The organism is Brevibacterium ammoniilyticum (assembly GCF_038429965.1).
In the GTDB taxonomy this organism is placed as follows: domain Bacteria; phylum Actinomycetota; class Actinomycetes; order Actinomycetales; family Brevibacteriaceae; genus Brevibacterium; species Brevibacterium ammoniilyticum.
Genome location: NZ_BAABNP010000001.1, coordinates 413,397 through 439,893, shown reverse-complemented (window position 1 = coordinate 439,893; position 26,497 = coordinate 413,397). Strand labels below are relative to the sequence as shown.

Sequence of the window (26,497 nt, the reverse complement as noted above, 5' to 3'; positions counted from 1 at the left end):
GATCAGCTAAGCAAACCGGGTATTGCCGTTGGGATTGCTGGGCACGAGCCTGATCCGAGACACACTTTCTGTCCTATAGCCCGAATATCGCTGCTTCGTCGAAAGCCACCTGCTCTCGATCCGGGCTCCACCCCACCCTCCCCTGCCTGGTCACCCTCGATCCACGCCAAGGCGGAAAATCGCTGCTCCGCCGACTTCGCGTGCTCTCGATCCACGCGGGGCTGGAAATCCGCGTCGCCCGCGACGCGGATTTCGGAGTGCGCATGGATCGAGTACCGGCCACCGGCAGAAGCACGTGTGGATCGAGTACCACCCGCTGCCAGGAACGCAGACGGCCGCGGCTCCCGAAGGTATCCTCCGGGAGCCGCGGCCTCTCTCAGCTCAGCGCTGTCTCAGTTCAGTACCGGCTCAGTTGCCGCCCTGCTCGGGGGCCGGCGTCGTCGGAGCCGGCGATGCTCCGCCGTTCTCGGCGATCGAGGGGTCGGCGGCCACCGCATCCTCGATGGCCTTGCGCAGACGGTCCTGCGCCTTGCCGTACTCCTCGAAGTTGCCGTCCTTGAGCGCGGCGTCCGAGTCCTCCATGGCCTTGCGCGCCTCCTGGAGCGCGTCGTTGAGGCTCTTATTGTCCGAGGCTCCCGAACCGCCTTCACCGCCGGAGGTCCCCGAGGTCCCTCCGCCGCCGGATTCGGTTCCGGCATCGCCGGCCTGGGCGCCGGAGTCGCCGCCGAACACCTGATCGAGCGCTTCGTCGAGCGTCGGTGCGAAGCCGATGTTCTCACCGAAGGCGACGAGCACATGCTGGAGCAGCGGATACGACGTCTCACCGGCCGAGCGGACGTAGACGGGCTGCACGTAGAGCAGTCCTCCGCCGAGCGGCAGCGTGAGCAGGTTGCCGTTCTGCACCTGCGACTCGCCCTGACGCAGCAGGTTGAGGCTGCGCTGCACCTCGGGCGCGGTGTTGAAGTTGTTCTGCGCCTGACCGGGACCGGGCACCGTCGTGTTGCGCGGCAGCTGGAGGAGCCGCAGCTTGCCGTAGTTCTCCGAGATCTGCCCCTTCGTCGATCCCGCATCGGCGTCAGCGGAGAGGAACCCGGTGAGGTTGTTCCGCGACTGGCCTTCCGAGGAGCGGGCCGGGATGTAGGAGCTCGTGAGCGAGAACGACGGTGCCTGTTGGCCCGGCATCTGCAGGGTCATGTAGAACGGCGGCTGGGTGAGCCCGCTGTTGGCGTTCTTCGTCGGATCCGTGGGCAGCGCCCAGAAGTCCTGACCGGTGTAGAACTCGCTCGCCGTCGTCACGTGGTAGCGGGTGAGCAACTCGCGCTGGACCTTGAACAGGTCCTCCGGGTACCGGACGTGGCTCATGAGGTCACCGGACATCTGGTCCGAGGACTGGATGAGGCCGGGGAAGATCTTCATCCACGTCTTGAGCACCGGGTCGTTCTTGTCCCACTGGTACATGTCGACCGAGCCGTCGTAGGCATCGACGGTGATCTTCACGGAGTTGCGGATGTAGTTGACCTCTTCGTCCGGCAGTGTCGCCACCGTGCCCGGAGCCGAAGCCGTCGTCGAATCCTCGGTCGCCTCCTGCAGCGGCTGCGGAGTCGAGTACGGGTAGTCCTTCGCGGTGGTGTAGCCGTCGAGGATCCACTTGATCTTCCCGTCGACGACGGCCGGGTACGGGTCGCCGTCGATCTTGAGGAACGGCGCGAGCTTCTGCACGCGCTGACGCGGATTGCGTTCGTAGAGGATCTGCGATTTCGAGTTGACCGCGTCGGAGAGCAGGATCTGCTCGTCCTGGTACTTCAGCGCATACGCCAGACGGTTGAACAGATTGCCCACCGACGGTCCGCCGCTGCCCTGGAAGGTGTTGTTGACCTGGCCCGAACCGCCCTCTTCGTCGGAGGGGTAGTCGAGCTCGCGCGGGGTCGCGCCTTCCGGCGCGCCGACGATCGAGTACTCGGGTGAGCTCTCGCCGAAGTACACGCGCGGCTCGTAGTCGGGGAACTCGCCCTTCGGCGGGATGTCGGACTCCATGAACGTCGGTTCGCCGTCCGGATTGCGCTGGTTGCCGTTGGCGGCGACGACGCCGAATCCGTGCGTGTAGACGATCGCCCGGTTGTACCAGCTCTGGTTGTTCACCGAGGCGGGGCTGAGCTCACGCACCGCGATGACGGTGTCGCGCATCTGTCCGTCGATGTTGTAGCGGTCGACGTCGAGCTGAGCGGGGAACGAGTAGTAGGGACGCACCTGCTGCAGCTGGCGGAAGGTGTCGGAGACGAGATTGGGATCGAGCAGGCGGATGGATGCCGCGGTCTCCGCATCCGAGCGCAGCGCCCCCTTCTCACCGCTCGTGCTCGGTTCGTACGGGGTGACCTCGATGTCCTGGAAGTCGAAGGCCTCCCGGGTGGCGTCGATGTTGCGCTGGATGTACTCCGACTCGAGGCTCTGCTGCGAGGGGTTGACCTGGAACTGCTGGACGAGCGCCGGGTAGGCGATGATCGAGACGCCGCCGAGGACGAGGAGGGTGAGGGTCGCGATGATCGAGATCCGCCAGTTGCCCTTCCACGCCGTGTAGACGAAGAGGAGGGCGACGAGCACCGCCGCGATCGCGACGATCGCCATCGCCGGCAGGGCGGCGCGGTCGTCGACGTAGGTCGCGCCGGGCACGATGCCGCCGGTCGCGGTGAGCCGGTCGTAGCGGGCCAGCCACAGGCGACCGGCCTGGACGAGGACGAGGACGGCGACGGTGATGCCGATCTGCCACTGGGCGGTCTTCGTCAGCACGATGCCCCGCTGGTCGCCGGGGCGGATGCCGCCGAAGAGGTAGTGCGCGACGAGGGCGGCGATGAGCGAGAGGACGAGGGCCATGCCGAGCTGATCGCCGATGAGGCGCAGGCCCGGCAGGACGAAGACGAAGAAGGACTTGTCGATGCCGAACTGCGGGTCGGACTCCCCGAACGAGCTCGCATTCATCCACTGGAGCACCGTGCTCCACTGGGACGAGGCGGTGATGCCGGCGAGGATGCCGACGACGGCGGGGATCGCCAGGGTCGCGACGCGGCGCAGAGGCTCGATGGCCTCACGGTAGCGGTCGAGGTTCTCCTGCCGCGGCGTCGTGGGCGCGTAGACGGGGCGGTTGCGGTAGGCCAGGTGCAGGCTCAGCCACACCGGCACGGCCATGACGACGAAGCCGCCGAGGAAGGTCAGACCGCGGGTGAACCACATGGTGCGGAAGACATCGGAGGCTCCGAGCTGACCGAACCACAGCACCTCGGTGTAGACCTGGGTGAAGGCGATGAACGCGACGAGCAGGATCGCCACCGACACGAGGGTGAGCAGCAGCGGGGAACGCTTGGAACCCGATCCGGGCAGTTTCGCGGAGGTGGGTGAGGACGAAGTGCTCACTGCTTCCCTTTCTCATTGGTGGTCTCGCCTGCCGGGCACGTCTTCAGTGATGACGTGTCGCCGGCGGCGAAGCCCTCGACGGCGTTCTGTGCGTCGTCGAGGGTGTCGATGCGTGCAACGGTGATCTTCGACTGGTCGGCCGCGGCGATGACCTCGGCGCAGTTGCCGGCCGGAGAGAGGAAGAGCTTCGCGCCCTTCGCGGTCGCGGCGGCCACCTTCTGACGGGCACCGCCGATGGGTCCGACCTGGCCGGACGGGGTGATCTCGCCGGTGCCGGCGACGTGCTTGCCGCCGGTCATCGCTCCCGGGGTGAGTTCGTCGACGATCGCGAGGGCGAACATCGTTCCGGCAGAGGGTCCGCCGATGCCGTCGACGTTGAACGTGACGTCGACGGGGAACTCGAAGTCCTGCTTCATCGTGATGCCGATGGCCTTGCGCCCGTCGACGGTGCCGGGTGTGAGTGTGAGGTTCACGTCCTTGCCGTCGCGGCTGACGACGAGGTCGACGGAGGCCGAGTCCCGGACGGTCCGGCTCATCTTCGTCGCCGCTTCGGGATCGGACTTCAGCGAGGTGCCGTTGACGGAGAGGATCCGGTCACCCGATCGCAGCTGACCGTCCGCAGGAGCCCCCGGGGTCACCTCGTCGACGAGGAGGGAGACGGAGTACGGCTTGTCCAGCTGCTCCATCGCCGCGGCGACGGCGACGTCCTGGCTCGAGGTCATCTCGACCGAGTTCGACTCCGCGACCTGTTCGCGGGTGGTCTCGAGCGGGTAGTAGGCCTCGGTGGGCACGACCGTCTCTTTGCCGTGCAGCAGCGCGCCGAGGGCCTGCGAGGCGTACGTGTCACGGCCAGGTCCCCCGCTCACAGCGACGGTGAGCATGTCGATCTCACCGGAGGTGGGATAGGTCTGGGCACCGGAGACCGAGATCATCGGCTTGCCCTGGTAGTCGCCGAGGGTGTTGAACACCGGCCCCGGCAGCTGGAGCATGTAGGGCACCGGCAGCAGCACGGCAAGCGCGATGAGGAGATAGGTCATGACGCCGGACACTGTGGCAAAACGGGGTGAACGTCGACGTGGTCGGCTCCGCTGGGACGGTGCCGTCACCGGCACGGCCCGGGGGGCATTCTCTGACATGTATTCCTTTCGCTGCACCGCGTGACCAGTCTAGTTGAATCCCGGTCACCGATTTCTCAGACTCCTTTCGCCCGGTGCGAACATCGCACCGGATTGGGAAGCTTCTGACAGGGAGGACCGTTAACGTGGTGATGACTACGAGTGAAGGCGCGTGAGATCATGAGCAACGACAACACCAATGACAACGGCAACGGCAACGGCAACGAGCAGAACCCGTTCGAGCAGATCTTCGGCATGCTCTTCGGCCAGGGCGGCCCCGGCGGCCAGGGCGGCGCCGATGGGACGCAGGGTGCCGGCGGTGCGCAGGGCTTCTCGATCGATCCCGCGATGATGGCGACGATCATGAATCAGATGCAGGGCCTCTTCGGCCAGGGCGCGGACCCGTCGGCGCAGGCGACCCAGGTGGCGCTGCGCAGCGTCCCCTCCCCTGATCCGGCCGTCAGCGATGACGCCGGCCATGCCGCCACCGACGCCTTCCGTCTCTCCGAGCTCTGGCTCGCCGAGGCGACCGACCTCCCCGTGACCAACCGGACTTCGGCGGCACTGACCCGGGCCGAGTGGGTCACGCGCACGATGCCGGGCTGGCAGCGGTTCGTCCTCCCGATCAAGGAGAACATGTCGACGGCACTCACGGACACGCTGCAGACGCAGATGCCCGAGGAGATGAAGGGCATCCTCGCTGGAGCCTCGTCGATGTTCTCCACGATGAGCGATTCGATGTTCTCCATGCAGATCGGTCAGGCCGTCGGTGCCCTGTCGGAGAGCGTGCTCACCGGCACCGAGGTGGGTCTGCCGCTGCTCCCCCACGACCAGGCCGTGCTCGTCGAGGCCAACCTCGACGCCTTCGCCGAGGAGATCGGCGTCGAGGTCTCCCAGGTCCGCATCTACCTCGCCGCTCAGGAGCTTGCGCATCTTGCCCTGTTCGAACGCGCACCGTGGCTGAGTGCGCAGGTCGAGACCGCACTGACCCGGTATGCGCAGGGACTCAAGGTCGACACCTCGCAGATCGAGGAGATGGCGTCGTCGATCGATCCGTCGAATATCTCGGACCTGTCCGACAACATCCGGCAGGGACTGTTCAACCCGCCGACCACCGATGAGCAGAAGCGGGCCCTGACGACCCTGGAGAACCTCCTGGCCGTCATCGCCGGCTGGGTCGATGTCGTCGTCTACGCCGCGTGTGAGAAGCTGCCGGCCCGCGAGCAGATCCGCGAGGCCCTGCGCCGTCGCCGGGCGACCGCAGGACCGGCGGAGAAGACGTTCTCCACCCTCGTGGGACTCCAGCTCAATCCGCGTCGCCTCCGCGACGCCGCGGCTCTCTTCGCCTACCTCGAGACGCAGGGCGGTGCCGAGGCCCGCGACAAGGTCTTCTCGCACCCCGACCTGCTGCCGACGACGGAGGATCTCGACGATCCGCTCGGCTACAGCGAACGCCGGCGCGCCGAATGGGAGGGTGAGTCGACGCTCGACGAGGCGCTCAGCCGCATCCTCGCCGAGGGAGCCGCCGGCACCGAGGGCACCGAGGGCACGAGCGATGCAAGCTCCAAGACCGAAGGCGCGGGTGATACGAATACCGGCACCCAAGGCGCTGAGACAGGCACAGACGCCTCGGACTCCCGCACCGACGTCGCTGGCTCCGACGATTCGGATTCCGGCACGGACGATGCCGGTGAGGGTGGCACACCGCCTGAGCGCGACGAGAAGTGAATGATCACCCTCGACACCGCGCGCGCTGAGGTCGCCGGTGCCGTGCGCACCGGCGGGTTCGCCGAGGCGTTCGCGCAGCTCTTCGCCGCAGCGGGCCCCGCGGCACTCGTCCGCCAGGGAACCGCTGAGCATGTGACCGCGAGTTGCCTCGTCGTCGATCCCGCCGCCGAGGCGGTGCTGCTCACCCACCACCGTCGGGCCCGACGGTGGATGCAGTTCGGCGGGCACCTCGAGTCCGCGGATGCGAGCCTGCACGCCGCGGCCTCCCGCGAGGCGGTCGAGGAGAGCGGACTCGACTCGTTCACCTGGGTCTCTCCCGCCCCCATCGACCTCCACGTCCATGATCTGGCCGGAGACTTCGGCACGTGCCGTCGCCACTTCGACGTCGTCTTCGCCGCCGTCGCGCCCGTCTCACAGCTGCCCGCTGTCTCCGAGGAGTCCCTCGACGTCGCGTGGTTCCCCCTTTCGCAGCTGCCGGAGGCACTCATGCCCGATCTCGTCGTCAGGCTTCCGCAGCTCTACCGCAGCGCGGTCGAGCAGTTCGATCGCGCCGCACCCGAGGGCCTCAGCCCCGCCGCTGAACCGCTCACGCCCCGCGGCTGAACCGCTCCCCCGCGCTGAAGCCGTCGAGGAAGAGTTTCGCCTCGGCCTGCCTGGGATGCCGGTCGGCGAGAGCGTGGAACTCCTTCGTGTGCGGACCGATCTGCAGGTGCGCGAGCTCATGGACGATGACGGTCTCGAGCACCCACCTGGGCACCGCCTGCAGCCGATGCGAGATCCTGATGTCGCCGGTCGAGGTCGTCGTCGACGCCCACCGGCTGAGGTTCTGATTCGTCACCCACCTGATCGAGGCCGGTCTCAGTCGCCCGGAGAAGTACCGCTGACTGAGCTCCGCGGCGAGCTCGACAAGGTCGGCGGCCGAGGAGTGGTCTCTCGCGGCGAGGCGGTTGAACAGATCGGTGAGCGCGCGGATGTTCGACTCGACGCTGTAGCGGATCGGTGCGCTGAGGACGAACGTGTCGACCTCCTTCGACACCGCGATCGTCTTCTTCCGCCGCGCCGAACGCCGCACCACGATCTCGCCGCGGGCGATCGCCCGCAGCACTCGCTCTTCCGTCCACCGGTCTGCTGCTGCCATTCCCCCATGATAGGGAGGCGCACTGACACGAGAGACCAGCACGGTGTTACTTGTGAGTTTCCTGAGTATCCGTGTGCGGTGTCCACGGGCGTGTGTCCACAGACCTCCGCACCGGTCGGGATCGCCCGTCATCGGAAGTGACCTACGCATTCATCCGGAGTGGATCGATTCCCGGTCCGCTCGCCCCACGGTGGTCCTCCACAGCCCGTCGCGGCTTGTCCACACCTTATCCACAGTCAGTGACGTCGCGGCGGCCCGAAGCGCCATTGACGGGGCCGGGAATGGGGCATAGGTTCTATGTTTGACCCCGGAAAACCCGGAGATGCGTGCGGAAGGGGAAGCCGCACGAGTCACCGCGAGCGCCTGGGGCACTATGCGGTTGAGGGCATGTCGGAAGCACTTTCCGGCCTGTCCTCTTCCGTTTTTCCACAGGCTTTTCCACAGACTTGATCTCGCTCTGGCGCTCGGGACGCGCAGTCACTAGCGTTGATGGCCCGAACCCACGATGAGGTGCCCGATGCTGAGGATCTGTCCGAGCGTGCCGATCACATGGCGCAGCCACACCTGCCTGCAGTTCGGCGTCGAGGATCCCGTCCTCATCGACGGACTCCTCCCCGCCGAGGCCTCACTCATCGACGACCTGCGCATGGGGTTGGGCTCAGCCCAGTTCCATGCCCGCGCGCAGGAGCTCGGCATCGATCTCGCGCGAGCCACCTCGCTGATCTCCCTGCTCGCCGAGGCCGACGTCCTCATGGATGCCGATGCCTCGGCGGTCGCCAAGGGTTCGAGGTCGCTGTCGACCGCGCGACTGTTCCGCCGCCCGCCCGGCGAGGTCTCAGGCGTCTTCGCCGCCCGGCCGGTCAGCGTCCTCGGTCCCCTCCGCGCTCCCGTCGCCCACCAGCTCTCGCTGGCCGGATTCGCGGTCTCGCAGGCGACGAGGGTCGAGGACGTCGAGGTGCTCGGCCGGCCCGTCGTCGTCTCCACCGCGCATCTCGTACCCGATCTCCACTCCGCCACGTGGCTCGTCGACCGGGAGATCGACCACTGCCAGATCGTGTGCGGGGAGTTCACCGTGACGATCACCGGACTGGTCCGACCCGGGCGCACACCGTGCACGATCTGCGCGTGCCTCGGGTTCAAGGACGCCGATGCGGACTGGTTCGACCAGTACCCGCGGATCAGGGCGCTCAGCGACCGGGACGAACTCGGAGACCCACTCTCTCCCGGTGTCGGGGCCGTCCACCTCGCCCTCGTGCTGCGTCGCGCCCTTCTCACGGACACCGAGGATGCGGTGTGCAGGAGGGTGGATCTGCGCACCGGCCTCGCCGCGGACGAACCGCTTGAGTTCCACCCGCGCTGTCACTGCCGGGTGCCGGTGCCGGGCCTCGACCTAGCCGGCGAGCAGGCGCAGTAGGCTCGCGCCGTAGAGTTCGAGCTTCGTCGCCCCGACCCCGGGCACCCGTGCCAGGGCGCCGAGGTCGCTCGGGCGCATCTCGGCGATCGCCGAGAGGGAGGTGTCGGTGAGCACGAGGTAGGGCGGCAGTCCCTGTTCGAGTCCGACCCGTGCCCGCCACCGACGCAGCTGGTCGAGGAGGGCGAGGTCGACCTCGGCGGGACAGTTCGCGCACCGGCCCAGGGACCGGTCGACCTGGGAGACGAGGACGCGTCCGCAGACCCGACAGCGGTTCGTCGTCACCGTGGCGCTGGGTCTGCGCCCGCTGCCGGTGCCGGACTCCACGCGGCCGAGTTCGGCGAGGAACCGTGAGGCGGCGCGGGGCTTCTGCTTCGACTCGTGCCGCGCCAGCGACCAGCTCAGCGACAGGTCGGTGCCGGCGCGGGTGAGGGCGACGTAGAAGAGCCGACGCTCCTCGGCGATGGCCCGCGGGGTCTGGGCGTAGCTGATCGGCAGCAGTCCTTCGCTGAGTCCGACGAGGTGGACGCTGTCCCATTCGAGGCCTTTGGCCGCGTGGAACGATGCGAGCGTCACCCCTTCGATGTCGGGGGCGAACTGGTGTTCGGCACGGTCGGCGAGGTCGGCGAGGAAGTCCTCGAGCGGCACGGGCAGCTCCGAGGCCGTCTGATGGGTCTCGGCGAGATCGACGAGGGCTTTGAGCGACTCCCATCTCTGTCGGCTCGCGCCGGGCGGCGGTGGAGTGCGGGTGAAGCCGGCGCTCACGAGCACCTCGGCGACGATCTCCGGCAGGGGTCTGGCCCCGGCGGCGGCACGGGCCGCCCGGAGCATGAGGACGGCCTCCTTGACCTCCTTGCGGGCGAAGAATCGCTCCCCGCCGCGCAGCACATACGGGATCCCGGCGCCCGTGAGCGCCTGCTCGTAGGCGGGGCTCTGCCCGTTGGTGCGGAAGAGGACCGCGATGTCGCGGGGGCGGCGACCCGCCCGCACCTCGGCGGTGATCGCCTGGACGACGCCGAGGGCCTCCGCCTCGTCGGTGGGGTACTCGGTCATCCGCGGAGGCCTGCCCTCGGGATTGTCGGTGCGCAGGCTCAGGGCGGTGCGCGAGGTGTGGCGCAGCAGGCTGTTGGCCGTTGTCACGATCGACTGCGTCGACCGGTAGTTGCGCACGAGGCGGATCGTCGTCGACGACGGAAGGGTCGAGGGCAGCGCCTCGAGGAGGGAGGCGTCGGCGCCGGCGAAGGAGTAGATCGTCTGTGCGGGGTCGCCGACGACGCAGAGGTTCTCCCGGGGTCCCAGCCACCGGGAGAGCAGGTCGAACTGGAGGGGTGAGACGTCCTGGAACTCGTCGACGACGAAGTGCCGGTACTGCTGCCTGATCTCCGCGGCGATGGCCGGGTATTCGGAGAGCACACCGTCGAGGACGAGGAGGACGTCTTCGAAGTCGAGGAGGCGTCCGCGGGTCTTCGCCTCCGAGTAGGCTTCGGCGATGCGGACCATGTCCTCGACCCCGAGGTCGCCGGGAAGGTCCCTGGCCTGCGCCTTCGTCGCATAGTCGGCGATGCCGAGCAGGGAGGCCGCGGCGTACTCGATCTCCGCGGCGACATCGCGGGTCAGCTCCCGGCTGACCTCGATCCCGAGCTCCTGCATCACCGAGGCGAGCACGCCCGTCTTGTTCTCGATGATGCGCGGGAAGTCCCCGGTGGCGAAGCGGTCCCAGAAGAACCGCAGCTGGCGCAGGGCGGCGGAGTGGAAGGTGCGCGCCTGCACGGCGGGCACCCCGAGGGAGCGCAGCCGGGCCCGCATCTCCCCGGCCGCCTCCGCGGTGAAGGTGAGGGCGAGGACCTGGGTGGCGGGGAAGACCTCGGTTGCGATGCCGTAGGCGATACGGTGCGTCATCGCCCGGGTCTTGCCGGTGCCGGCCCCGGCGAGGACGATGACCGGGGAGGAGAAGTGGGTGGCGACCTCACGCTGCTCGTCGTCGAGGGCGGCGAGGAGGCCGGCTGCGCGAGCGTTCACGCGTTCTCCAGCCAGGCGTGCAGAAGCTGCCCGGCGATCGACACGGTGCCCGGTGCGCTCACCCGCCCGGCGGCGATGTCCGCGGTCAGCTCCTCCCTGGTGAACCAGCGCAGTGAGGCGATCTCCGTCTCATCGGCCGCGAAGTCCCTCGTCGTCGCCTCGGCGGAGAATCCGAGCATGAGCGAGCACGGGAACGGCCACGGCTGCGAGCCGAGGTAGCGCGGATTGACCACCGGCAGGTGCGCCTCCTCCCAGATCTCCCGGATCACCGCGTTCTCCAGAGTCTCCCCTGGTTCGACGAACCCGGCGAGGAGGGAGAACCGGTCGGCCGGCCACGCGGCGTTGTTGCCCAGCAGCACGCGTTCGACGCCGTCCTCGTCGGTGTGGACGATGACGACGATGACGGCCGGATCGGTGCGCGGGAAGTGCTCGCTGCCGGTCTCCGGATCCCGGCGCACCCAGCCGCCGGCCACGGGTTCGGTCGGGGTTCCGGTGAGCGGGGAGAACGGGTGGGCGCGGTGCCAGTTGCTCACGGCGACGAGTTCGCAGGCCGGGGATACGTCGACGTCGTCGAGCGCCTCGGCGAGCTCCCGCAGCGGCAGCCACACGGGTTCGGCGCTGTCGATGCCGGAGCCGGGGGCGGTGAGCAGGTCGGTGGCGTCGCGGGCCCGCGAGGCGGCCAGGGCCGTGTCCAGGGTGCTGCGTCCGGCATCGTCGAGGCCGATCCCGATGAAGCGCTGGGTGCCGTCGCGGCCGAGGTAGACCTCGGTCTGGTCGGCTGGGACGAGCCCGCGTTCGGCACGGAAGAGACCGCCACGGGCGACGAGCAGCGAACCGCGGTGTTCGAAGACCGCCAATGCCCCGGCCGCCCACGCCTGCCCCAAGTCACCGCCGCCGCGTCCGAGATGATCGCGGTCGATGCCCTGCCGGGCCAGACTGACGGGCGTGACGAAGGGCAGCGGTTCCATGGCCTCCACGATAGCTCAGCCCCCTGACGCGCCGGACACGCTCAGCGCCCGAATCCCCGGGCAACGGAGACGGCAGACGGTACATTGGGGAAGGTGGATACGAAGGCGCTCAAGTTGGCAGCAGTCGCAGCGACGATGCTCGACGATTTCTCCCCGACGACATGGACCTCCCTGCCGGCACTCGATGCCGGTGTGAGGATCCTCATCACCGACGGGCAGACCGAGTACGTCGCCACCGCGCATACGCGGATCGACCGTTCCGCCGACGCCGGTTCGACCGCCGAGGCGGCCCGCATCTACGAATCCGCATACCCGCACGCCGACTTCACCTGGCCCCACCTGCGAGCGATCACCGAGGTCGAGGAGAGCGTCTTCGCGACCCCGTCCCCGGTGACCGTGACGCTGTCCGACCCGTTGCCGGGCGCCCCGGTCGGCGATGAGCCGATCGCCGATGTGGCCCGGGCCAGTTCGCTCGCCCAGACGCTCGCGACGATCCACTCCGCTGCCCCCGAACCGATCTCCGACGCCGGGTTCCCCGTCGAGGAGCCCTCCCGCTTCCAGTTCCAGATCCTCGACCGTCTCGATCAGGCCGCGGCCACGGGTCGGGTGCCGGCGACCCTGCTCCAGCACTGGGAGGAGGAGTTCGAGAAGGTCGCGCTCTGGCATTTCCTCGCCACCCCGATCCACGGAGCCCTCGACGAGGCGAGCGTCTACACCGATGAGGAGCGCGTCCTCGCTCTCGCCGACATCGGCCGGATGCGCGTGTCCGATCCGGCGATCGATCTCGCCGCCGCCTCGGCGCTCATCGATCCCGCCGCCGTCCCGACGTTCTTCACCGAGTACCGAAACTCCCGGCCCAGGGCCGATGACCACATCGTCACCCGCGCCGAGCTGCTTGCGGAGTTCGCCGTGCTCGACTGGCTGCTCGAGGCCGTCGAGTCCGGCGACGAGGAGGCCATCGCCGATGCTGCGGACCTCCTCACCTCGTTCGATCAGGTGCTGCTGCGCCCCGACGGCTCGGATGTGCCCACGGCCCCCGTGTCCGCCGAGGACGTCGCCGAAGGATCGACCTCCCAGGACAGGGCCGACGGATCCTCGTCGCAGGATCCCGCCGACGACCCCTCGGCCGAGACCGCCCGCTGACCTGTCAGTCGTGGGCCTCAAGCCAGGCGATGACCTCCTCCTCGTCGGGGAGGTCGGTGACGCTGACCACCTCGTCGCTGCCGACGAAGTAGAACGTCCCGGTCACCTCTGAGACCTCGGGGTGGACGCGCTGGACGGCGAACCGGTAGAGCGCGAGCTGCCACTTCATCACCTCGAGCGTCTGCGCATCCGGGGTCTTCGAGGTCTTCCAGTCGACGACCTCGGCGTGATCCCCTGCGATGAAGACGGCGTCGATCTTGCCCGGGACGCGGAAGCGGCCGAGGACGAGTTCGAAGGACATCTCGATCTCCGCCGCCTGACGGGTCGCGAACTCCGAGGCGAGGAACGTCTCCTGGAGGCGTTCGAGCAGGGCCGTGTCCCCGCGGCGTGCGACCTCGTCGTCGTCGACGTCGATGCTCGCCTGCCCGAAGTGACGTTCGACCCACGCATGGAAGCTCGTGCCGATCTCGGCCGCCCGGCTCGGGGGTTCCGGGACCGGCCGCAGGGTCCGAGTGCGGAACGCGTCGGGGTCCCTGCGCCATGAGACGAGGTCGGTCGCCGAGAGCCGATCGGGAAGCCTGCCCGCGGCACTCGGTCGCGGCTGGGTGAGGATGCGCTGGGCTCGCCGGGCGAGGACCGCGACATCCGAGTCACCGCGTGCCAGCGCATCGAGTTCGGGACTGCCGGCGCTCTCCACCCAGGACCCGGCAAGTCGTGCCCAGGCGACCCGGTTCTCCCGCGGCACCGGCCAGATGCTCGTCTCGATCCGATCGGCCGCGGATTCCTCCGCCGGTTCCGGGATCTCCGGGGACAGGCCGGCGGCGGCGACGGCCTCGGTGAGGAACGGGGAGAGCTCGTCCGGGGTGGAGCGGGAGCCCATGAGCTCAGCGCCCAGCCACAGATGATGCTTGGCCCGCGTGAACGCGACGTAGGCCAGGCGGCGTTCCTCCTGTTCGTGGGCGGCGTCGATCTCGGGCCGGATGAACTCGTTCACCCACTCGTCGAGGGCCTTCTTCGTCTCGAACTGCGCCTCCCGCAGGTCGAACTTCACGAGGTGCTCCCGATCCCCGCGCAGCGGATACGGCAGCGAGGTCCGCCCCATCCACCCCTCCTTGTCCCGGGGTTCGGTCGGGAAGTCCTTGACGACGAGCGAGGGAACGGCGACGGCGTCGAACTCGAGGCCCTTCGAGGCGTGGACGGTCATGACGTTGATCGCTCCGGGGGCGACGGTGGGCTCGGCGACGCTGAGGGCGTCCTTGGCCTCCATGAGGGAGAGCCACTCGAGGAATCCCGGCACGCTCGGGCGGTCCACGGACGCGGAGTACTGCGCGGCGGCGGAGAGGAAGCCGTCGATCGCCTGCCGGTGGAGTCGGCGCAGCGCCTCGCTGAGCCCCCAGATGTCGGAGTCGATGCCGGTCTCGTCGAGGGCCGCGCGCACGACGGAGGTGACCGTGCCCGATCCCGAGCGCACCGCGCGCAGGGCCCGGGCGAAGCGGACGAGGCGGGCCCGGGCAGCCGGGCTCAGACCCGTCTCCCGGTTCGCGGGGGTGTCGATGAGCTCGTCGAGGCCCTCGATGATCGTCGGGACGTCGATGGATTCGGGCACGACGTCGTCGGCGACGCTGCGCCGCTCCGCCTCACGGCGGGTGAAGCGCGAGAGCGCGGCGATGTCGGTCGCGCCGAGGCCGAGGAGTCGGCCGCTGAGCAGACGCATCACCTCGTCGCCGGCCATGGGGTCGACGGCGGCGGAGAGCACGGCACGCAGGTCGGCGACGTACGGGTCGGTGAGCAACCCCGAGGACCCGTGGACGTGGACGGCGAACCCGGCGGCTTCGAGCGCCGCACTCACCGGAGCGAAATGGGCGCGTTTGCGGCAGAGCACCGCCGTCGACGACCCGGCGGGCAGGGCGGCGGCCCACTCGGTGAGGCTGCGCAGACCCGCCGTGAGGTAGGTTTCGTCGTGGGCTCCGGAGGAGACGTCGACGACGACCTCGCCCACTCCCGCATCCGGGCGCGTGGTCAGCGGGGTCTCCTGTCGGCCGCCGAGTCCGTCGGCGATCCGGTTGGCCACGGTGAGGATCGAGGCGTCGTTGCGCCAGCTCGTGCTCAGGGTGAGCGGGAGGACATCGGTGAAGTCGGACTCGAACCGGATCATGTTGTCCGCGCTCGCTCCCCGCCAGCCGTAGATCGCCTGCCGGGGGTCGCCGACGGCGGTGACCGCGCTGCGTCCGAAGAGGGTGGAGAGCAGGGTGAGCTGGGCGACCGAGGTGTCCTGGAACTCGTCGAGGAGGACGATCCGCCAGCGGGCCCGTTCGGCGGCCAAGGCCTGCGGCACCTCGTCGACGATGCGCTGGGCGAAGCGGACCTGGTCGGAGAAGTCCATGGCCAGGTGTCGTCGCTTCGCGGTCATGTACTCCCCGGCGAGGACGGCCAGTCGTTTCTTCTCCTCGAGCTTGCGGCGGCGACCGTTCGGGTCGACGGGCTTGCCCTTCGAGGACACGAGGGCCGCCAGGCATTCCTCGAGGTACCCGGTGACCTCGGGGACGTCGCGGCCGTGATCGTTCATCGCCCCCGCGAAGTCGATGATGTCGGCGATCATCGTGTCCCGGGCGTAGCCGCCGGGAATGTCCTCGGGCCCGGCCGCATCGAGGACCTCGGCGGCGATCGTGTGCGCGGCCGCCTCATCGAGGAGGACGGTCTCGGGTTCGATCCCGATGCTCGCCCCGTGCTCGCCGACGATGGCCGCGGCATACGAGTTGTACGTCGAGACCGTCGGGTAGTCGAGGCCGGGCAGGCTGAGGGCGGAGTCCTCGCCGAGGTTGTGCCGCAGCCGGGACAGCAGCACCCGGATCCGACTGCCGAGTTCGCCCACGGCCTTGCGTGTGAATGTCAGTCCCAGGATCTCCTCGGCGGCGACGTGGCCGTTGGCGACGAGCCAGACGACGCGTTGGGAGATCACGGTCGTCTTGCCCGAACCGGCGCCCGCGGTCACCTTCATCGAGGCGGCGGGATCGGCTTCGATGATCCTGCGCTGTTCGTCGCTGGGTCCGAACGCGCGGGCGGGGTCGGCCGCGGTGAGGCGGGCGAGATCGTCGGCGCTGAATCTCATGAGGGGTCCTCCAGCATGTGGGGTCCGATCGCCGGGCACGAGGAGCGGACCGGGCAGGTCCGGCACGTCGTCTGCTCGACGCGGGCCGGGAAGTGGGCGGCGCGCATGCCTGCCGAGACCTCCCCGATGAGGTGCCTCGCCCAAGCGGGGTCCTCGTCGGCGCTCACGGCTCCCTGGAGCCTCGTCGTCGCGCCCGTGCGCCGGAGGAAGACGAGTTCGGCTCCGGCCGAGACCGCGTCGACCGTCCGGCCGTCGGGGAGTTCGAGGATGCCTTCGTCGACGGCCTCCTGATAGACGCCGAGTTGCGCGTGCCGGGCCATCTCGGCTCCTGCCGGCACGAGTCTGCCCGTCTTGAAGTCGACGATGCGCACGCCGTCCCCGACGTCCTCGACCCGGTCGAGACGGCCGGTGACCTTCCACTCCTGACCGAGATCGTCGACCCCAGTCGCGTAGACGCGGGCTTCGACCCCGAGGACAGTGCCCGGGGCATTGTCGATGTACTCGCCGAGGCGGTCGACCATGGCCATCGCCGTCGTGTGCTCGCGGTCGCGCTCCCACTCGGTGGCGAAGTCGAGGCTCGCGAACTCGCGGTCGACGTAGGCGCGGATCGCCGAGGTGGGTCCGTCGGGATGGTGTTCGGCTACGGCGTGGAGGATCGTGCCGAGGTTCTGCGCGGTCGTCGCTCCGCGGTCGCCGCCGTGGCGGGTGAGGAACCAGCGCAGGGAGCAGTCGGAGAACGTCTCGACCTGGGAGGGTGAGATCGTCACGACGTCGTCGGCGTCGAAGAGCGGGGCGGTGGAGCTGATGTCCTCGGCCTCCCGCCAGTCCTCGGGTGAGCCCGTCTCGGCACCGGCAGCGGTCAGGGCGGCGCTCAGTTGCGCCCACTGCCGTGTCTGCTCGTCCGGTGCGGTCGACCCGTCTTCGGCCGGCCCGGTACCGGCCAGATCGTTCCCGGTCTGCCCCTCCCCGGCCGAGAGGGTGCCCGCGTCCTTGGCGGCGGTGAGCAGATGGGCGCGGGCGAGCGAGGCGATCTCGGTGAGGTCGAGCGGCGGCAGTTCGCCCTCGTCGGTGATCGCATACCCGTCGGCTCCCGACGCACCCCGCTGGGTGCCGGCGGCGATGACGTCGAAGAACGCCGACGGTGAGCGTTCGGCGTCGGAGAGCGCGGTGACGATGACGTGCTCCGAGGCGCGGGTGAGCGCGGTGTAGAACAGCTCGGCCTCCTCACGGAGGTTCGTCCGCTTCGCGTGGGCGTGGTAGCCGGGCGCGGCGGTGATCGGCTCACTGCCGTCGAGCAGGGCGACGAGGTCGCCGAGGCCGAGCATCCCGCCGCGCAGCTTCGGGTTTGGCCACACTCCCTCGTCGACCTCGGCGATGATGACGCACGGGACCCGGACGTGCGCGAGCGAGGCCGGGGTGCCCACGCGCACATGGTCGGCGAAGCCGGCCGTGCGGGCCAGCGAGTCCTGCGCGATGTCCTGCTCGGCGACGATCCCGGCGAACGACCGTGCGGTGAAGCCGCCGCGGTCGGCGATCTTCTCCGCGAGAGTGAACAGCCGCAGCACGGAGTCGAGGCGGGCCCCGGCCTGCCCGTCGGGATCGCGCAGCGCCTCGGCCTGCCAGCGGTCGGCGACACCGGAGGCGTCCCAGATCGCCCACAGCGCGGAGTGCGGATCGGCCTCGGCGTTCTCGCCGGCTGCCCGCAGCATGCGGGAGAGTGTGGTGAGGCCGGGGATGTCGGTGACGTCCTCGGTGCTGCGCAGCGCGAGCGCGAGGGCGGCGGTGCTGTCGGCGGCGGGGAAGCGCGTGCGCACGAGACGGCGGAAGCGACGCTGTGCGACCGGGTCGAGGCGGATGTAGACGCTGCCGGCCAGTTCGAGGGCGATCGCCGTGAGCGTCTCGTCGCGGTCGAGTCCCGGGGCGTGGGACAGCAGTTCGAGCAGCGGCGCGGTGGCCGGGTCGACGTTGAGGGGTTGGACGATCGTCGCCGTCGCCGTGCCCGCCGCCTGGAGTTCGCCCGCCATGACCCGGGCGGTCGAGGCGTTGCGGCAGATGACGGCGACGTCGGAGTGCGCGTGCCCGTCGGCGACGTACTCGGCGATGCGGCGTGAGAGGTAGCGATGCTGCGAGGCGGCGCTGGAGAAGACGTGCGCTTCGATCGGAGGTGCGCTCACCCCGTCGTCGGCCCCGGTCGCCTCCGGCGCTGAGGAGGCCTCCGGCTCTCCGGCACCCTCCGCTTCTCCAGCACCCTCCGGCTCTCGGACAATCTCCGGTTCTCCGACGCTGCCGGCCACCTGCGGTCTGGGCATGTGCCCGAGGGACCACCGGGTGGTGATGCGCGCCCCGAAGTCATCGCAGACCTCCCGCAGCCCGGCATCGGTCCCGTGGACCTCGGTGAGGACGATCGTCCTGTGCGCCCGGGAGGCCGCAGCGCGGTCGAGCACGGAGGCGTCGGCTCCGTGGAAGCGGCCCGTGACGGTCTCGGGGGTGCCGAAGAGCGCGATCGCGCATCCCCGCTCCCGCAGCGCCTCGAGCAGTCCCCAGCTCGCGGCGGGGAAGTCCTGGACTCCATCGGCGAGGACGACGGTGGGCACCCGGTCGGGAGCGAACGACCACGGCCGGCCCGCGGTCACCTCGGCGGGTTCGCGGACGATCTCGAACGCCGCCCGAGCGAGCACGGTGGCCGCGTCGATGCCGCCGTAGCCGGGCATGCTCATGATCCCGAGGTACTCCTCGAGCACGGTGTGCAGCGCCGCCCACCTGGGGTCGGGGGCGACCGTGAGCACCCGGTCGAGTGCGGACAGACCGGAGTCGAAGACGAGCTCCCCCGCCTCGGTGGGGGCGGGCATGCGGACGCCGAAGTCGAACTCCATGACCCGGTTGAGGGCATCGCGGACCTCGGTGCGGAACGCCGAGGTGGCGCGCACCTCGGCGGTGATGTCGGCAGGCCAGTCCGGTCGGCGACCGTGCCCGGCTTCGTGCCCGGCGAGGAGGTCGGCGAGGAAGACGTCCTGGTCGGCACCCGAGACGAACTCGAGGTCCTCCCCCGTCGCCGTCGCGTGCGCGGCCCGGACCACACCGTAGGCGAACGAGGACAGGCTCCGGGCGGGGGCGGACCGCAGCACCGCCTCGGCGGGCACGGGCAGGGTGTTGCGGAGGACGTCGGCGTGGTCGCGGTCGGGGGTGAGGACGAGGACGGAGGACGGATCGGTTGAGGTCACGAGTCGGCCGTAGACCTCGGTGAGCAGACTCGTCTTGCCGGTGCCCGGACGCCCGACGATCGCACATGAGGTGCGGGCCAGCAGTGCGGCGGTGAGCTCGGAGGTCAGATCGTCCATGGACTCATTCCATCACGGACCGCTGACACGGCCGATCCGCCCGGCTCACGCCCCGACTTCGCGTAACATTGGAGGATGCCGGGCCCGCAGCAGAGAATGCCCCGTGAACAGCGACGAGACCAGTTGGTCGGGGTCGCGCGTGCGGTCTTCGCCGGCCGCGGCTACCGGACGACGTCGATGGACACGATCGCCGAGGAGGCGGGCGTGTCGAAGCCCGTGCTCTACCAGCACTTCGCGTCGAAGCAGGACCTCTACCTCGCTCTCATCGACGACTCGGCCAGGCACCTGGCCGGTCAGGTCGAGCACGCGCTCAACTCGACCGATGACCCGCGCGGACGGATCCGCGCGACCTACCGGGCGTACTTCGACTTCGCGATCTCCCATCGTGAGGAGTTCGTCATCCTCTTCAACTCCGACGTCTACGAACCCGCCGCCCAGGCCAGGGTGCGGGCGATGCGCGAGGGCACGGTGGCGAGCATCGTCTCCGCCCTGCAGAGCTTCACCGATCTCGACGACGCCGAGGCGGACCTGCTGTGCCGGACGCTCATCGGCACCGCCGAGGTCGTCATCAAGCAGATCGAGGCCACCCACGAGATCGACATCGACGCGACCGTCGACCTCCTCACGCAGATGAGCTGGGGCGGGCTGAGCTCCTTCGCCACCGTCGTCCGGTAGAGTCCGCGGGTGCCTGCACCTCGCGTTCGCTCACAGCCGAGCGATGGCGGGAAGTTCCCGACGCTGTGCGGACGTTAAGCTGAACACGACCACCAACGCCACAAGGAGAACCATGGAAATCAAGATCGGCGTCCGCCAGTCCCAGCGCGAGATCGTCCTCGAGACCGACGAGTCCGCCACCGAGCTGGCCGCACGCATCGAGGACGCCGTCAAGGCCGAGGCCCTGCTCACGTTCACCGACACGAAGGGCCGTCAGGTCTTCGTTCCCTCGACCGCTCTCGGCTACATCGAACTCGGCACCGAGGCTGTGCGCCGCGTCGGATTCGGCGCCGCCTGAGTCATACGGCCTGAGCCGCGCCACCTGCGGACGCGCCGCGCGAGTTGCGCCGGATGCGGACGCGCCGGATGCGGACGCGCTCGCACACGTCGTACATGAAAACAGAGGAGCCCGGTCATTGCGACCGGGCTCCTCTGTTTCTACACGGAGCAGCTCGCCTAGGCGACGAGGCCGAGGGCGGACATCCGCCGCGAATGGTTCGCCGTCACCGCGGGGATCGCCTCGACGACGAGATCCTCCTCGATGCCGAGGACGGGGCCGGTGAGCATCTGGCGGGCCCGGCCGAGGGTCTCGGCGACGAGCTTGCGCCCCCACAGTGCCAGACGGGACGCCAGCTGCGTGTCCTCGGCGACATCGGCGGTCAGACGATTGCGGACGTAGTCAGAGGCCCGTGTATCATCGAGAACAGCAATTGCCAGGCTGTGCGCGGGCTCTTCGAGCTTGTCGGCCGCCATGCGATAGAAGTCGTTCATGATCCCGTCGAAGACGAAGCCCTTCATGAGGCTCTCGTGCCAGTCACGGGGACGAGTCCTCTCCGCGAGCACCGAGAACGTCGGTTCGAAGAGCCGGCAGAGCTCGATCACATCCTGGCCCGAGTCACTGATGCGCGCCGAGAGCTCTTCGAAGTGCGAGAATGAGTGCGATGCCAGTCGTGACAGAGTGACTGTGTCGTCGAGATCGAGGGCTGTGGAGGCATTCGTCGCCATTCTCTCGAAGGCGGTGAGCTCACCGTAGGCGACCAGCGCGAGCGTTGCAGCATCAGCACTGGCCAAGAGGTGCGAATCGGGCATAGGTCAAGAGTACCGGTTCGCCACCATCACGAGCGCGAAGGCGCCAAAAGGAGTTTGAGACATGGCGGAGACAGACGCCGATTTCGCTGAGTTGGGGGTCTCCGGACCGATCGTGGCCTCGCTGGCCGCCGCGGGCATCACCCATCCCTTCCCCATCCAGGCGATGACCCTGCCCGTGGCGCTCTCGGGCGCCGACATCATCGGGCAGGCGAAGACCGGAACGGGCAAGACGCTCGGCTTCGGCATCCCGCTGCTCCAGCGGGTCACCGGCAAGGACGAGCCCGGCGGCCAGCCCGCCGACGGCGCCACGCGTCTGCCGCAGGCCCTCGTCGTCGTCCCCACCCGCGAACTCGCCAAGCAGGTCGCCCAGGACCTCGTCACCGCATCGAGCCAGCGCAACATCGACATCGTGACGATCTACGGCGGCAAGGAGTTCGAACCGCAGATCAATGCGCTGACCGCAGGCGTCGACGTCGTCGTCGGCACCCCCGGTCGCCTCCTCGACCTCTACGGCCGCAAGGTGCTCAAGCTGAGCAAGGTCCGCACCGTCGTCCTCGACGAAGCCGACGAGATGCTCGACTTGGGCTTCCTCCCCGACGTCGAACGCATCATCGCGGCCCTGCCCGCGAACCGGCAGACGATGCTCTTCTCCGCGACCATGCCCGGCGCCGTCATCACCCTCGCCCGCCGGTACATGAACCGTCCCACCCACATCCGGGCGCACGACAACGAGGACCTCTCGCTCACGGGCAAGAACACCACCCAGTACGTCTACCGCGCGCACGCGATGGACAAGAGCGAACTCGTCGCCCGCATGCTCCAGGCCGAGGGCCGGGGTCGGACGATCATCTTCACGCGCACGAAGCGCACCGCCGACAAGCTCGCCGCCGAACTCACCGACCGCGGATTCGCGGTGCGCGCGCTGCACGGCGACCTCGGCCAGGCGCAGCGGGAGAAGGCACTGAAGTCCTTCCGCGACGGCGTCGTCGACGTCCTCGTCGCCACCGATGTCGCCGCCCGCGGCATCGACATCGACGACGTCACCCATGTCGTGAACTTCCAGTCGCCTGAGGACGAGAAGACCTACGTCCACCGGATCGGGCGCACCGGTCGCGCCGGCAACTCCGGGGTCGCGGTCACCCTCGTCGACTGGGACGACATGCCCCGCTGGCGGCTGATCAACAAGGCGCTCGGCCTCGACCACGACGAACCCGCCGAGACGTATTCGACCTCGCCGCACTTCTTCACCGACCTCGGCATCCCCAAGGGCACGAAGGGCCGCCTGCCCCACAAGCATGGGGAGAGCACCGACAACACGGGTGAGGAGCGGCCGCGTCGCCGCCGCGGTTCGTCGTCGAAGTCGGACTCCCAGGGGTCGTCGTCCGATTCCCGCCGAGGCGGCGGCTCGGATCCCCGCCGAGGCGGCGATGGGGATGCGGATGCCCCGCGCAAGCCGCGGAGGAACCGTGAGCGTCGCCGCACCCGCGGCGGCAAGCCCGTCGGCCGCGCCAGCCGCTCGGAGTCCTCGGACACGAACGCCGAGTAGTCCCGCCTCGGCGGGCTTCCCTGCCCAGCCGACGCACCACAGCACGACAGCGCCCCGCCCCGATTCCTTCGAGGCGGGGCGCTTCGCGTGTGTGCCGATCGCTGTACCCGCTGCTCATGTGCGACGACAGCCGCTGGCAGCGGGCTCTCCTCAGCCCTGGATGAACTCGACTCCCCCGGGGCGGCTCGCGGCCCGGTCGAGGAGTTTGGCGAGCATGTGCTCGGACGTCGAATGCTCGCCGAGGCGGTTGGGCTTGCCTGTGCCGTGGTAGTCCGAGGAGCCGGTGACGATGAGGTCGTTGTCGTGGGCGAGCCGGCGCATGATCTCGCGTTCGTTCGGCGGGTTGTCCCGGTGGTCGACCTCGAGACCGTCGAGGCCGGCGGCGATGAACTCGCGCATCGCCGCATCCGAGACGACGAGACCCCGCATGGCCGCCCGCGGATGGGCGAAGACGGAGACGCCCCCCGCCTCGGCGATGAGGCGGATCGCGGTGATCGGGTCGATCGTCGGCAGGGTCACGTGGTACTTGCCGTGGCTGGAGAGGATCGACGCGAACGCCTCGGAACGGGTCTCGACGATGCCGGCGGCCACAAGCGCATCGGCGATGTGGGGTCGCCCGATCGTCGCGTCCTCCCCGGCGACGGAGAGCACGGCATCCATGTCGATGGGATAGTCCTCGGCGAGGCGGTCGATGATGAGGTGGGTGCGGTCGAGGCGCGAGCGCCTCGTCTCCTCGACGACGCTGGCCAGGCCCGTCGCGTACGGGTCGTGGAGATAGGAGAGGAGGTGGACGCTCACCCCTTCGTGACGGCAGGAGATCTCCATACCGCGGACGAGCCCGAGCCCGTAGACCCGGGCAGCCTCCTCGGCGGGAGCCCACCCTGCGGTCGTGTCATGATCGGTGATGCCGACGACGTCGATGCCTTCCATCGAGGCTTCTGAAACGAGTTCGGACGGGCTCTGTGTCCCGTCCGAGAACGCCGTGTGCGCATGGAGATCGATGACCATGGGCCCCAGTCTATCCACTCGCCGAGGCGGTGCTTCCCCGCGACTCGAAGCCGGTGCTGCCCCCGTGCCTAGAATGGAGGCATGACTGAGCACAGCGCCGCCAGCACGGACACCGACCAGCCCCTGACCGACCGCGTGAACAACCGCTCGCACCGCCCGAACTCGAAGGCGTTCCGCGACTTCGTCGCCTCCGGCTGGGACCGCACCCCGCTCGATGCCCAGGCGCTGGACGCCGCCGGCTTCACGCCTGAGCGCCGCGCGAAGGTCTCCGCCGCGTTCCCCGGTGAGCGCCTCGTCATCCCCGCAGGCTCGCTCAAGGTCCGCTCGAACGACACCGACTACCGCTTCCGCGCCCACTCGGCGTTCATCCACCTCACGGGCCTCGAGACCGACTCCGAACCCGACGCCGTCCTCGTCTTCGAACCCGAGGGCGAAGAGCACACCGTCACCCTCTACTTCCGCCCCCGGGCGGGAGCCGACACCGAGGAGTTCTTCTCCGACGCCCGCTACGGCGAGTACTGGGTGGGTCCGCGAGCCGACGAAGAGGCGATGGCGACGATGACGGGCATCGCCACGGCCTCCTCGGCGACCGTCGACGATGCGATCACGAAGGACCTCGGGGCGATCTCCGTGCGCCTGCTGCGCGCGGCCGACACCCGCATCGACTCCGTCATCGACCTCGCCCGCACCCAGGTCCAGGCCGACCTCGAGACCTCGGAGGCCGGGGACGCGGAGCTTGCGCAGATGCTCTCCGAACTGCGCCTGATCAAGGACGACCACGAGATCGAGCAGATGCGACAGGCCGTGGCGATCACCCGCGCCGGCTTCAACAACGTCGTCGCCTCCCTGCCCACGGCTGTGGCCCACCGCCGCGGTGAGCGCGTCATCGAAACAGCCTTCGAGACCGCGGCCCGCAGCGACGGCAACGGCATCGGCTACGACACGATCGCAGCCTCGGGCAACCATGCGTGCACCCTCCACTGGATCCGCAACGACGGCGTCGTCGCAGACGGCGACCTCGTCCTCGTCGACGCCGGAGCCGAAGTCGACTCCCTCTACACCGCCGACATCACCCGCACCCTGCCCGTGTCCGGGACCTTCACCGAGGTGCAGGGGCGGATCTACGACGCCGTCCTCGCCGCCTCCGACGCCGCGTTCGCCGTCGCCGCCGAGCACGCCCAGCGCCCCGTGAGGTTCCGTGAGGTCCACGAGGCGGCCATGGAGGTCATCGCCGCCCGCCTCGAGGAGTTCGGCATCCTCCCGGTCACCGCCGCCGAGGCGCTCTCCCCCGAAGGCCAGCAGCACCGCCGGTGGATGGTCCACGGCACCAGCCACCACCTCGGCCTCGACGTCCACGACTGTGCGCAGGCCCGGGCGGAGATGTACCTCGACGCCGTCATCGAACCCGGCATGGTCTTCACGATCGAACCCGGCCTGTACTTCAAGGCCGACGACCTCCTCATCCCGGAGGACTTCCGCGGCATCGGCGTGCGCATCGAGGACGACGTCCTCGTCACCGCCGAGGGTGTGGAGAACCTCTCCGCCGACTTCCCGCGCACCCGCGCCGAGGTGGAAGCCTGGGTCCAGGGACGATGACCGCGACCCGCGGGCGGGGGATCCTCGAGGTTCCGGGGATCTCGCTCGGTCATGCCGGCCAGCTCACCCCCGAGCGGCTCACCGGCGTCACCGTGCTCCTCCCGCCCGCGGGCTCGAGTGTGAGCGTCGACGTCCGCGGCGGGGGTCCGGCCACCCACGAGACCGATGTCCTCTCCCCGCTCGCCCACGCCTACGGCGCGGATGCGCTCGTGCTCACGGGCGGGTCCGCAATCGGCCTGCGCTCGATCGCCGGAGTCTCCCAGGTGCTCGCCGAGGCGGGGCGCGGCTTCCCCGCCCCCGGGCTGACCGACGCGGTCGTGCCGATCGTGCCGGGGGCGGCGATCTACGACCTCGGGCGCGGCGGGCAGCCCGCTCCCCCGACGATCACCGACGGTGCCGACGCCGCCCGCGCCGCCCTGGCCGAAGTCGGACCGGCCGAAGTCGGACTGGGCGGAGTCGGCACGCCCGACCGCGATGCCGGCGCCGCTGGACCGGCGGCGCCCGTGGACGTCCGGGGCAGCCTCGGCGTCGGATGCGGGGCACGGGCCGGAAGGCAGACCCTGCGCAGCTCTCTCGGCTCCGTGTCGGTGTCCGTGCCCGGCGGGTACACGGTCGCAGCCCTCGTCGTCGCCAACCCGTTCGGGACGATCGGCACCGAGTCCGGGGCGCTGTGGGCGGGACCGCTGCTCGACGAGTTCGGCTTGGACCTGCCGCCGCTGCCCGGGCTGCCGGTCCCCGACCCCGCACCGACCGCCTCGGCGACGAACACGACGCTTGCGATCGTCGCCACCGACGCCTGCCTCGACACGGCGCAGACCGCGTGCCTGGCCGCCGGCGGGCATCCGGGCATCGCCCGAGCCGTGCGCCCTTCGCACACGCTCGCCGACGGTGACACCGCCTTCGCCCTCGCCACCGGTGACCTCCCCCTGCCGGATGACCCCGCCGAGGCGGGCGCCGCCCTCATCGCGCTCACCGCGGCGGCCGCGGACGCGATCACCCTGGCGATCGTCGACGCCGTGGTCAGCGCGAGCCCGCTCGATGAGTCCTGGGGTCAGCCGCCGACGCTTGCCGACATCGCCCCCGACTTCGCCGCAGCGTTCTCCGCCATCCCCTAGCAGCAGGCACCGCGCACGAGCCCGAACATCTGCACGACAAGCTGACTTGAACACT

Annotated in this window: 18 protein-coding genes; 9 read left to right on the top strand and 9 right to left on the bottom strand. The window is 69.6% G+C overall.

Features of this window, described 5'->3' with window-relative positions; genetic code table 11:
* Positions 1 to 408: 408 nt before the first annotated feature.
* Complete coding sequence (locus AAHA49_RS02015) at positions 409 to 3,405, bottom strand: UPF0182 family membrane protein (protein ID WP_342037026.1); 2,997 nt, start codon at positions 3,403 to 3,405, stop codon at positions 409 to 411.
* Positions 3,402 to 4,442, bottom strand: a complete 1,041-nt coding sequence (locus AAHA49_RS02010) for a YlbL family protein (RefSeq protein WP_342037025.1) — start codon at positions 4,440 to 4,442, stop codon at positions 3,402 to 3,404. Before AAHA49_RS02010 ends, AAHA49_RS02015 begins: the two co-directional genes overlap by 4 nt.
* Before the next feature lie 258 nt (positions 4,443 to 4,700).
* Here AAHA49_RS02010 and AAHA49_RS02005 point away from each other — a divergent pair, with 258 nt between their 5' ends.
* Both AAHA49_RS02005 and AAHA49_RS02000 read left to right on the top strand, forming a co-directional pair.
* Positions 4,701 to 6,248 carry a zinc-dependent metalloprotease gene (locus AAHA49_RS02005; protein WP_342037024.1) on the top strand — a complete coding sequence of 516 codons (1,548 nt, stop codon included), beginning with the start codon at positions 4,701 to 4,703 and terminating at the stop codon, positions 6,246 to 6,248.
* Positions 6,249 to 6,851 carry an NUDIX hydrolase gene (locus AAHA49_RS02000; protein WP_342037023.1) on the top strand — a complete coding sequence of 201 codons (603 nt, stop codon included), beginning with the start codon at positions 6,249 to 6,251 and terminating at the stop codon, positions 6,849 to 6,851.
* On the opposite strand, the gene AAHA49_RS01995 is transcribed toward AAHA49_RS02000, so the two are convergent.
* Positions 6,835 to 7,386 carry a M48 metallopeptidase family protein gene (locus AAHA49_RS01995; protein ID WP_342037022.1) on the bottom strand — a complete coding sequence of 184 codons (552 nt, stop codon included), beginning with the start codon at positions 7,384 to 7,386 and terminating at the stop codon, positions 6,835 to 6,837. The genes AAHA49_RS02000 and AAHA49_RS01995 overlap by 17 nt on opposite strands.
* Before the next feature lie 538 nt (positions 7,387 to 7,924).
* Here AAHA49_RS01995 and AAHA49_RS01990 point away from each other — a divergent pair.
* Positions 7,925 to 8,800, top strand: coding sequence for a hypothetical protein (locus AAHA49_RS01990; protein ID WP_342037021.1), 876 nt, complete (start codon positions 7,925 to 7,927; stop codon positions 8,798 to 8,800).
* Here the strand turns inward: AAHA49_RS01990 and AAHA49_RS01985 are convergent.
* Positions 8,777 to 10,816, bottom strand: coding sequence for an ATP-dependent DNA helicase UvrD2 (locus tag AAHA49_RS01985; RefSeq protein ID WP_342037020.1), 2,040 nt, complete (start codon positions 10,814 to 10,816; stop codon positions 8,777 to 8,779). The genes AAHA49_RS01990 and AAHA49_RS01985 overlap by 24 nt on opposite strands.
* Positions 10,813 to 11,784 carry an NAD(+) diphosphatase gene (gene nudC, locus AAHA49_RS01980; RefSeq protein WP_342037019.1) on the bottom strand — a complete coding sequence of 324 codons (972 nt, stop codon included), beginning with the start codon at positions 11,782 to 11,784 and terminating at the stop codon, positions 10,813 to 10,815. Before nudC ends, AAHA49_RS01985 begins: the two co-directional genes overlap by 4 nt.
* A gap of 114 nt (positions 11,785 to 11,898) precedes the next feature.
* Here nudC and AAHA49_RS01975 point away from each other — a divergent pair, with 114 nt between their 5' ends.
* Positions 11,899 to 12,927 carry a phosphotransferase gene (locus AAHA49_RS01975; RefSeq protein WP_342037018.1) on the top strand — a complete coding sequence of 343 codons (1,029 nt, stop codon included), beginning with the start codon at positions 11,899 to 11,901 and terminating at the stop codon, positions 12,925 to 12,927.
* A 4-nt stretch (positions 12,928 to 12,931) separates the two neighbouring features.
* On the opposite strand, the gene AAHA49_RS01970 is transcribed toward AAHA49_RS01975, so the two are convergent.
* Complete coding sequence (locus AAHA49_RS01970) at positions 12,932 to 16,036, bottom strand: ATP-dependent helicase (RefSeq protein ID WP_342037017.1); 3,105 nt, start codon at positions 16,034 to 16,036, stop codon at positions 12,932 to 12,934.
* Positions 16,033 to 19,374 carry a PD-(D/E)XK nuclease family protein gene (locus tag AAHA49_RS01965; RefSeq protein WP_342037016.1) on the bottom strand — a complete coding sequence of 1,114 codons (3,342 nt, stop codon included), beginning with the start codon at positions 19,372 to 19,374 and terminating at the stop codon, positions 16,033 to 16,035. Before AAHA49_RS01965 ends, AAHA49_RS01970 begins: the two co-directional genes overlap by 4 nt.
* 75 nt (positions 19,375 to 19,449) lie before the next feature.
* Between AAHA49_RS01965 and AAHA49_RS01960 the strand changes: the two genes are divergently transcribed.
* Complete coding sequence (locus AAHA49_RS01960; RefSeq protein ID WP_342037015.1) at positions 19,450 to 20,049, top strand: TetR/AcrR family transcriptional regulator; 600 nt, start codon at positions 19,450 to 19,452, stop codon at positions 20,047 to 20,049.
* 112 nt (positions 20,050 to 20,161) lie between these two features.
* Complete coding sequence (locus AAHA49_RS01955; RefSeq protein ID WP_342037014.1) at positions 20,162 to 20,386, top strand: DUF3107 domain-containing protein; 225 nt, start codon at positions 20,162 to 20,164, stop codon at positions 20,384 to 20,386.
* Between the two features lie 158 nt (positions 20,387 to 20,544).
* Here AAHA49_RS01955 and AAHA49_RS01950 read toward each other — a convergent pair whose 3' ends face one another.
* Positions 20,545 to 21,177 (bottom strand): ferritin-like fold-containing protein, encoded by a 633-nt coding sequence (locus AAHA49_RS01950; RefSeq protein ID WP_342037013.1) that lies wholly within the window; start codon positions 21,175 to 21,177, stop codon positions 20,545 to 20,547.
* 61 nt (positions 21,178 to 21,238) lie between these two features.
* Here AAHA49_RS01950 and AAHA49_RS01945 point away from each other — a divergent pair, with 61 nt between their 5' ends.
* Complete coding sequence (locus AAHA49_RS01945; RefSeq protein ID WP_342037012.1) at positions 21,239 to 22,723, top strand: DEAD/DEAH box helicase; 1,485 nt, start codon at positions 21,239 to 21,241, stop codon at positions 22,721 to 22,723.
* 150 nt (positions 22,724 to 22,873) lie between these two features.
* Here AAHA49_RS01945 and AAHA49_RS01940 read toward each other — a convergent pair whose 3' ends face one another.
* Entirely contained in the window at positions 22,874 to 23,731 is an 858-nt protein-coding gene (locus AAHA49_RS01940; RefSeq protein ID WP_339391906.1) for a PHP domain-containing protein, read from the bottom strand.
* Between the two features lie 81 nt (positions 23,732 to 23,812).
* Between AAHA49_RS01940 and AAHA49_RS01935 the strand changes: the two genes are divergently transcribed.
* Both AAHA49_RS01935 and AAHA49_RS01930 read left to right on the top strand, forming a co-directional pair.
* A complete protein-coding gene (locus AAHA49_RS01935; protein ID WP_342037011.1) occupies positions 23,813 to 25,327 on the top strand; it encodes an aminopeptidase P family protein in 1,515 nt (504 codons plus the stop codon).
* A complete protein-coding gene (locus AAHA49_RS01930; protein ID WP_342037010.1) occupies positions 25,324 to 26,442 on the top strand; it encodes a P1 family peptidase in 1,119 nt (372 codons plus the stop codon). The genes AAHA49_RS01935 and AAHA49_RS01930 overlap by 4 nt, the downstream gene beginning before the upstream one ends.
* Positions 26,443 to 26,497 lie beyond the last annotated feature (55 nt).